The organism is Cupriavidus necator (assembly GCF_040578825.1).
GTDB lineage: Bacteria > Pseudomonadota > Gammaproteobacteria > Burkholderiales > Burkholderiaceae > Cupriavidus > Cupriavidus necator_E.
Genome location: NZ_JBEFLI010000133.1, coordinates 1 through 7,758, shown reverse-complemented (window position 1 = coordinate 7,758; position 7,758 = coordinate 1). Strand labels below are relative to the sequence as shown.

Genomic DNA, 7,758 nt, shown 5'->3' with positions numbered 1-7,758 from the left:
ACGCAAGAAAACCCGCCTGACATCCCCCACCAGGCAACCCCCCCCCGTGGGTATGCAGCTTGCTTGACAGCGTTGACGAGACCTTTTCCCAAGGGGAAGCCGCCCATGTCAACGCCTGAAGAGTTCTATCGCGCGCCGCTCGCGCGGCACGCCATGGTGAGCGCCACGGGCCGCCTGCATCTCGGTTTTCTCGATCCGGGCGCTTGCCTGGGCCGGCGCTTCGGCAGCCTGGGCCTGGTCATCGATGGCCCTGCGACCACGATTGAACTCTGCGCTGCGGCGCGAGACAGCGCGGTAGCCCTCACCCTGTCCGCGGCAGGCGACCTGCTGCGGCTGCGGCAATGGCTGGCGCAGCTCAGGCAAGCCAGCGGCATCGACTCGCCGCTGGCAATGACGCTGCACGAGGCCCTACCCGCGCATGCGGGATTCGGTTCCGGCACGCAGCTTGCGCTGGCGCTAGGGCGCGCCTTTGTGACCCTGCATGGCTTGCCGTGGTCGGCCGCGGACATCGCGGCCATGCTGGGCCGCGGCGGCCGTTCCGGTATCGGCATCGCCGGCTTCGAGCACGGTGGTTTGCTGGTGGACGGCGGCCCGCGCGCCCCGGGCAGCGCCGCGCCCATGCTGGCCCGCTTCGACTTTCCCGAGTCCTGGCGCGTCGTGCTGATCCAGGATCGCAGCCGCGTCGGCCTGCATGGCAATGCCGAGCGGCTGGCGATCCAGGCGCTGCCGCCCTTCCCCCGGCACCTTGCCGCCGACCTGTGCCATCGCGTGCTGATGCAGATCCTGCCGGGCGCCGCCGAGCAGGACTTCCTGCCCTTCGCCGAAGGCGTGAATCAGCTCCAGCAGACCATTGGCAGCTACTTCGCGCCAGCGCAAGGCGGCATCCATGCCAGCCCCGAGGTCAGCCGCCTGCTGCAGTGGCTGGCCCAGCGAGGGCCGGCCGCAGTGGGGCAGAGTTCATGGGGCCCTACCGGCTTCGCCATCCTGCCCTCGCAGCCAGAGGCCGAAGCCGCCGTGGCGGCCGCGCGCGCCGCCGGCATGCTCGACGCGCCCCTGCAGGTACGCATCGTCCGCGGCCGCAACAGCGGCGCCCAGGTCGCAGGTGCCGTACCTGCGCCGGTACCAGCAGCAGAACAACGCAACGCCGCCTGAGCCCAGGCCGCTCCCGGTTTCCACAGGCCTGCCTAACTTCCTTCATTCGACGCCATGACCCGCCCCTACATCCTCCATATGTTCACGCCCGGCCGGCAGATGAGCCCCTTCGACGTCAATATGGCGATCGATGCCGGCTACGACCTGGCAGTCCCATACTGCGACGTCGATACCCGCAACATCGGGGCCATGACGCAGGACGCGATCTTCTCGCGCGGGCCCAAAGGCGTGGCCCATACCGGCATCTTTATCGGCGGGCGCGACGTGGTGCAGGCAGCCGAGATGCTGGCGCTGGCGCGCAAGGCCATGGTGCCGCCGTTCGAAGTCTCCGTATTCGCCGACCCGAGCGGTTCCTATACCACCGCCGCCGCGCTGGTGGCGACCGTCGAGCGCCAACTGCGCAAGGCGCACCAGACCGACTTTGCCGGCCGGCGCGTGCTGGTGGTCGGCGGCAGCGGCGCGGTCGGACGCATCGCCGGTGCGCTGGCATCCCAGCTCGGCGCCCAGGTGTGGTTGTCGAACCGTTCCGGCAGCGAGGCCGCGGCGCGGTTGAGCGAGGAAACCAACCGCTGCTTCAACGCGCTGACCGAAGGGGTGGTGATCCGCAACAGCACCGAACTGCAGTCGGTGCTGGCCGATACCGACATCGTGCTGGCCACCGCCAGCGCGGGGGTTCAGGTGGTCGGCGAGGCCGAGCGCAGCAGCGCGCGCAAGCTGCTGGTCGCCGCCGACGTGAATGCGGTGCCGCCGGCCGGGATCGAGGGCGTCGGGGTGATGGACGACGGCAGGCGCATTGGCAGCAGCGACGCCGTCGGCATCGGCGCGCTGGCCATCGGCAACGTCAAGTACCAGGTGCAGCATCGCCTGTTCAAGTGGATGCGCGAAGCCGGCAAGCCGGTCTACCTGGGCTTCGAGGAAGCCATGGCGCTAGCGCGCGAAGTCGTCGCCGAGCTGGCCTGACATCATGCCTGCCGCTTCCCTGATCGTTGCCGGGCTGTCGTCGCGGATGATGGCCGAGTCCACGGCACAAGCCGGCCTGCGCGTGGCCGCCCTCGACCTGTTCGGCGATGCCGATACCCGCCATGTGGCCGCCTGCTGGGAGCCGGTGGGCGCGGCCAATACCCTCACCATCGACGGCGAGCGGCTGCTGGCCGGGCTGCGCCGGCTGCGCGGCTCCCCGCAGTTGCTCGGCTGGGTCGCCGGCAGCGGCTTCGAGGCGCACCCCGAGCTGCTCGAGGCGGGCCATGCGCTGGTACCGCTGCTTGGCAACCACGCCGCCGCCGTGCGCGCGGTAAAGACGCCCGGGCCGTTCTTCCGGCTGCTGTCGGCACTTGGCATCCCGCACCCGCAAACCTCGCTGACGCCGCCGCCGGACCCGGACGGCTGGCTGTGCAAGCGCACCGGCGGCACCGGCGGCTGGCATATCCGCACGGCGGCCGCGGCAGCCCGCGCCGGTGCGCCCGACACCTCGTGCTATTTCCAGCGGCAATACGCGGGCGTGCCGATGTCCGCGCTGTTCCTTGCGCACCGCGGCGGCGTCGAGCTGCTCGGCATCAGCCGCCAGCGCATGGCAGCGGCGCGGGAGCGGCCCTACCTGTTCGAGGGCGCGCTGGGACCGGTGGCATTGCCGCAGGGACTGGTGGCGCGGCTGCATGAGATCGTCCACTGCATCGCGCGTGAAACCAGCCTGGTGGGGCTCAACAGCATCGATTTCCTGTTCGATGCGCCCGACGTAAGCGTGCTCGAAATCAATCCGCGCCCACCCGCCAGCATGGCGCTCTACGCGCACGCCTATCCGCTGGGGCTGATGCATGCGCACCTGCAGGCATGCCAGGGCACCGAACTGCCGCCACCGGCCGCGCCGGCGGATGGCGTGCGCGGCTTCCGGCTTGTCTTCGCGCAGCGCCCGGCGCAGGTCAACGCGATGCTGACCGCGGTGCTGCTGCGTACCGGCTGGTGCCACGACATCCCGGTGCCCGGCACCCCCGTGGCGGTGGGCGAAGCGCTGTGCACCGTCAGTGCCGCGGGCGCTAACGCGCAGGCCGTCGAAACCGCGCTGCACCAGCGCTGCGAACAGATCCACTCCCTGCTCAAGGATCGTCATGACGAAAGCTACCGCAACCCCGACTTCGGCCGCGGCACCAGCGCCGGCCATGCCGGCGAGCGTCAACTCGCTTAGCCAGCCGCTGCTGGCGCGGCTGCTCGGACGCCTGGCGGAATGGAAGCTCGCCAGCTACAGCGGCCCGCAGGGTATCACCATCGTCGACGCGGGCGTGGCAGTGCCCGGCAGCGTGGCCGCGGGCATTGCCATCACCGAGATCTGCATGGGTGGGCTGGGCCAGGCCACGCTGCGCCAGGGCAACGATGCCGACGGCTGGCCGACCCTGGTCGAGGTCCATAGCGCACAGCCGGTGCTGGCCTGCCTGGCAAGCCAGTATGCGGGGTGGAGCCTGGCCGCTTCCAAGGAGGAAGCCGGCGGCAAGAAGTTCTTTGCGCTGGGATCGGGACCGGCCCGCGCGCTCGCCGGCAAGGAAGCGCTGTTCGACGAGCTGGGCTACCAGGACCAGGCTGAGGCTGGCTGCCTGGTGCTGGAAGTCGACCGCGCGCCGCCGGACGTGGCGGTGCAGAAGATCCTGCGCGACTGCAAGCTGCGTCCCGAACAACTCACCGTGATCCTGACTCCGACCAGCAGCCAGGCCGGCACCACCCAGGTGGTGGGACGGGTGCTGGAAGTGGCGCTGCACAAGGCGCACGTGCTGGGCTTTCCGCTTGCCAGCGTGGTCGCGGGCAGCGGCAGCGCGCCGTTGCCCGCGCCGGCGCCCGACGGCATCGAGGCCATGGGCCGTACCAACGATGCCATCCTGTACGGCGGGCGTGTGCACCTGACCGTCGATGCCGATGACGCCGCGGCGCGCGAGCTTGCGCAAAGCCTGCCGTCGGCCAACTCGCCGGACTACGGCCGGCCGTTCGCCGCGGTGTTCAAGGAGTACGACTACGACTTCTACCAGATCGACCCTGCCCTGTTCGCGCCGGCCGAGGTCTGGGTCAGCAGCCTTGGCAGCGGCAACACCTGGCATGCCGGCAAGACCGACATGGCGCTGCTGCGCGAGCAGTGGCTGCGGGAAGCCTGACATGCAAGTCGCTGGTGCAGGGGCTACGCTGCGGGTCGCGATCATGACCGACGAGACCGGCTGGCATACCGTGCGGCTGAAACGGGCGCTGGCCGCGCGCGGCTGCGAGGGACGCTGCGTGGACCTGGCCGATTGCCGCATCGATACCGGCTGGGCCTGGCATGGCCTGGCGATCCCCGGTTATGGCCGCGGCCTGCCGGATGCGGTAATCGTGCGCGGCATCGCCGGCGGCAGCTTCGAACAGGTCACGCTGCGCCTGGGCATCCTGCATGCACTGCGCGAACTCGGCATCCCGGTCTATAACGACGCCTGCGCGATCGAGCGCAGCGTCGACAAGGGCATGACCAGCTGGCTGCTGCACCGGGCCGGCATTGCCACGCCGCCGGCGTGGGTCACGGAGTCGGTGCCGCACGCGCAGCGCGCGGTGATGCGCGAGGGCGCGGCATCACGCGCGCTGGTGCTCAAGCCGCTGTTCGGTTCGCAGGGCAAGGGGCTGCAGCGGGTGGGCGCGGTGGACGGAGCGTTCCGCGCCCTGCCCGCGCTGGCGCCCTACCGGCATGTCGCCTACCTGCAGCGCTTCGTGCCGCCGCCGGCAACGTCCGGTGGTTTCGACTGGCGCGTGCTGGTCGTGGGGGGCCGTGCCGTGGCCGCTATGCGCCGCATCGGCAGTGGCTGGATCCACAATATCGCCCAGGGCGCGCGCTGCGAGGCCGCACAGGTCCCGCCCGCGGTGGCAGCGCTGGCGGTGCGCGCCACCGCCGCGCTCGGCCTCGACTATGCCGGGGTCGACCTGGTGCCGTGCACGGCTGCGCCGGAGCAGGCCATGGTGCTGGAAGTCAATGGCGTGGCAGCATGGCGCGGGCTGCAGTCGGTCACGCCGTGCGATATCGCCGCCCTGCTGGTCGACGACCTGCTCACGCGCAAACTGTCGTGCCAGTCGCGCTTCGCGGCAGCACATGCCGTGCCGGGCGGTGCGGCATGATGGCCGCACCCGGCATCAACACTGCCGATAACATCCGGCGTGCCTTCCTGTGGGCCTGCTCGCTCGATGTGATGGTGGCCAAACCGGGCAACGTCAGCATTGAAGCGTCAGGCCATGGCATGACCGCCGGGCTGTTCCTGGCCAGCGCCGAGGCCTCGGCACCAGAGCTGGCCGACGCCGGTGCCGGCGTCGGCACGCGCATCGAGCGCGCCGTGATGCGCACGCGTGCCGCCGCGGGCTGCAACACCAACCTCGGCATCCTGCTGCTGTGCGCGCCGCTTGCCGCGGCCTGCGAACGGCTAGGCCAGCCGCCGGACCCGGAGCGCCTGCATGCCGCGCTCGAAACCGTGCTGGCGGGGCTGACCGTGGCGGACGCGCAGGCGGCCTACCGCGGCATCGCGCTGGCCAGTCCCGGCGGGCTTGGTGAAGCCCCCGACCAGGACGTGTCCGCAATTCCCACCATCGACCTGCGCAGCGCCATGCGGCTGGCCGCGCTGCGCGACACCATCGCCCGGCAGTACGCCAACGGCTACGCCGACCTGTTCACGCTGGGCCTGCCGGTGCTGCGCCGGCAGCTGGCCCGGCGAGCCGTGTGGCCCGATCCGCTGGCGCATGCCGTGCTCGCGGTGTACCTCGCGTTCCTGGCGCGCTTTCCCGATTCGCACATTGTGCGCAAGCATGGCCTCGAGGTCGCACAAAGTGTCACACGTCAGGCACGCGCCTGGGACAGGCATGTCGCCACCGGCCACGCGCTCGATCTGCCGGGCCTGCAACGCTGGGACCGCGAACTCAAGCTGGCCGGCATCAATCCGGGTACCAGCGCCGATCTGACCGTGGCCTGCGCGATGATGGCCGCCTGCATCGCCCCGTCGCTATGCGTGGTGTTTCCCGCCATGCCGCGGGCTGGCATGGAACGTGTTACGTGAAAAGGGGCGGACGACATTGAAGCATCGCGCCACCTTCCTTTCCTGAACCACTCCAAATGGGGAGACTTGCAAATGGCAAAGATTGACGGGGTTCGCGTCGGCGAATCGCTGGTCGGCGACGGCAATGAAGTCGCACACATCGACCTGATCCTGGGGCCGCGCGGCTCGGCGGCGGAAACCGCCTTCTGCAACGCACTGACCAACAACAAGGATGGCTTCACCTCGCTGCTCGCGGTAGTGGCGCCGAACCTGGCCTGCAAGCCCAACACCATGATGTTCAACAAGGTGACCATCAAGGGCGCAAAGCAAGCCGTGCAGATGTTTGGCCCGGCGCAACGCGGCGTGGCGATGGCGGTGGCCGACAGCGTGGAAGACGGCACCATTCCGGCCGATGAAGCCGACCACCTGTTTATCAGCGTGGGCGTGTTTATTCACTGGGAGGCGCAGGACGACAACAAGATCCAGGACTACAACTACCAGGCCACGCGCGAAGCGATCAAGCGTGCGGTGGACGGCGTGCCGACCGCCCGCGACGTGCTGGCCAGGAAGCACAAGGAAGCCCATCCCTTCGCAGCCCACGTCTGAGGCCGCTGGCAGAGCTGGCTACCCGGCCGGCTCTGCCGCAATCACGACGGCACTCAGGACGGCACCAGCCCCCGCCCCATCCAGTCCAGCACCGAATCGCGGCCCGGCCTTGCGCGCCAGCGCTCGATCGCCACGCCCACCGCCTCCACATCTTCGAACTTCTTCGGCTTGACAACTTTGACCCGCACCCAGTGCGCGCCGAACTGGCCGATCAGCAACTGCGCGATGCGTTCGGCGAAGGCCTCCAGCAGTTGCACGCCGTGGCTCTGCATCAGCTCGCGCAGCGCCGCGCGCACGGCGCCGTAGTCGATGGTATCGACAATGTGGTCGCTGATGCAGGCGCCGCTGCGCGGCAAGCCCGCGACCACGTCGATGCGCAGCGGCTGCGGCGCGTGCAGCTCGCCGGGATCGATGCCGATCACCGTCTCGCCTTCGAACCCTTCGATAAAGATCAGGTCCATCGCTGCCGGCGCGGCGGCCATGGCGTGGTGGTCGGCCCAGTGGCCGGAACCTGCGCGCTGCGGCTCGCGCAGCGATGGCTGCGTGGCCGCAAGCCGCATCACATTGTCGTCTCGTCTCATCTGCACTCCCCCTCATCTCGCTCGAAAACACCGTGCTTCGCTATGGATGCCGCAGCACCGGGGACGCAAGAAGCGGACCACGGAATGGGCGTGCGCCAGGCACGCCTCGTGCATATTGAGGGGAGGATTTGGCATACCGACGGGCGGCACTTCGTCGACGCTCCGGCTCTCACCCCCAACCCCTCTCCCGCTCGCGGGAGAGGGGAGCGATCACCAGGGCTCGCAGCTTCAGGACAGAGCACAGGCGAACGAACGCTCCGGCCGCGATGCATCTCAACAAACAGCACACGACTTGACATCCTCCCCTCCCTAAAGGGAGGAGATTCCCTCTGCAGGCGATCGATGTCCCGATCGGGCAAGGATATTTAGCGCAGCGTTCACATCGCGATCATGTACAGCAC

General features: G+C 69.5%; 8 protein-coding genes. 7 read left to right on the top strand and 1 reads right to left on the bottom strand.

The window, feature by feature from the left end:
• The first annotated feature begins 105 nt into the window (after positions 1–105).
• The 7 genes from AB1I47_RS32925 (at position 106) to fae (ending at position 6,776) form a co-directional block, all read left to right on the top strand.
• Positions 106–1,152, top strand: coding sequence for a beta-ribofuranosylaminobenzene 5'-phosphate synthase family protein (locus AB1I47_RS32925; RefSeq protein WP_354687843.1), 1,047 nt, complete (start codon positions 106–108; stop codon positions 1,150–1,152).
• Between the two features lie 54 nt (positions 1,153–1,206).
• A complete protein-coding gene (locus AB1I47_RS32920; protein ID WP_354687842.1) occupies positions 1,207–2,112 on the top strand; it encodes an NAD(P)-dependent methylenetetrahydromethanopterin dehydrogenase in 906 nt (301 codons plus the stop codon).
• Between the two features lie 4 nt (positions 2,113–2,116).
• Positions 2,117–3,331: an ATP-grasp domain-containing protein gene (locus AB1I47_RS32915; protein ID WP_354687841.1), complete on the top strand. Its 1,215-nt coding sequence runs from the start codon at positions 2,117–2,119 to the stop codon at positions 3,329–3,331.
• Positions 3,255–4,283: a methenyltetrahydromethanopterin cyclohydrolase gene (gene mch, locus AB1I47_RS32910; RefSeq protein WP_354687840.1), complete on the top strand. Its 1,029-nt coding sequence runs from the start codon at positions 3,255–3,257 to the stop codon at positions 4,281–4,283. Before AB1I47_RS32915 ends, mch begins: the two co-directional genes overlap by 77 nt.
• A 1-nt stretch (position 4,284) precedes the next feature.
• Positions 4,285–5,265 (top strand): ATP-grasp domain-containing protein, encoded by a 981-nt coding sequence (locus AB1I47_RS32905; protein WP_354687839.1) that lies wholly within the window; start codon positions 4,285–4,287, stop codon positions 5,263–5,265.
• Positions 5,262–6,191 carry a triphosphoribosyl-dephospho-CoA synthase gene (locus tag AB1I47_RS32900; protein ID WP_354687838.1) on the top strand — a complete coding sequence of 310 codons (930 nt, stop codon included), beginning with the start codon at positions 5,262–5,264 and terminating at the stop codon, positions 6,189–6,191. Before AB1I47_RS32905 ends, AB1I47_RS32900 begins: the two co-directional genes overlap by 4 nt.
• A gap of 72 nt (positions 6,192–6,263) precedes the next feature.
• Complete coding sequence (gene fae, locus AB1I47_RS32895; RefSeq protein WP_354687837.1) at positions 6,264–6,776, top strand: formaldehyde-activating enzyme; 513 nt, start codon at positions 6,264–6,266, stop codon at positions 6,774–6,776.
• A 53-nt stretch (positions 6,777–6,829) separates the two neighbouring features.
• Here the strand turns inward: fae and AB1I47_RS32890 are convergent, their stop codons facing one another.
• The gene (locus tag AB1I47_RS32890; RefSeq protein ID WP_354687836.1) at positions 6,830–7,357 is read right to left on the bottom strand and encodes a dihydroneopterin aldolase; all 528 of its coding nucleotides are present in this window, start codon (positions 7,355–7,357) and stop codon (positions 6,830–6,832) included.
• Positions 7,358–7,758: the final 401 nt, after the last annotated feature.